Genomic DNA, 302 nt, shown 5'->3' on the forward strand with positions numbered 1-302 from the left:
CGCCATCCCGGCTACGGCCTCTCCCAGAAAATCCGCAAGCGGATCGAGGAGGTGTTCGGATGGACGAAGACCTGCGGCACCATGCGAAAGACCCGCCATCGAGGCCAGGACCGCGTCGGATGGTCCTTTACGCTCACCGCTGTCGCCTACAACCTCATCAGGCTGCCGAAACTTCTGGCCGCGGCCTAATCGTGTCGCTCACGTCACCACGACCGCGCCAACGTGGCCGGTATCTCCGAATTTCACCCTGAAACGAGCGACAGACCAGTCCCCCTCCTTCGAACGCAGATCGACGGTGACCA

The 302-nt window shown here is 62.3% G+C and carries 1 protein-coding gene; it reads left to right on the plus strand.

Going from position 1 to position 302, the window contains the following annotated elements; translation table 11 throughout:
• Positions 1 to 189: transposase (locus tag LH128_RS30800; RefSeq protein ID WP_008833606.1), on the plus strand; the 189-nt coding region annotated here is incomplete at its 5' end.
• Between the last annotated feature and the right edge of the window lie 113 nt (positions 190 to 302).

The sequence above is a fragment of the Sphingomonas sp. LH128 genome, assembly GCF_000293195.2.
In the GTDB taxonomy this organism is placed as follows: Bacteria; Pseudomonadota; Alphaproteobacteria; order Sphingomonadales; family Sphingomonadaceae; genus Novosphingobium; species Novosphingobium resinovorum_A.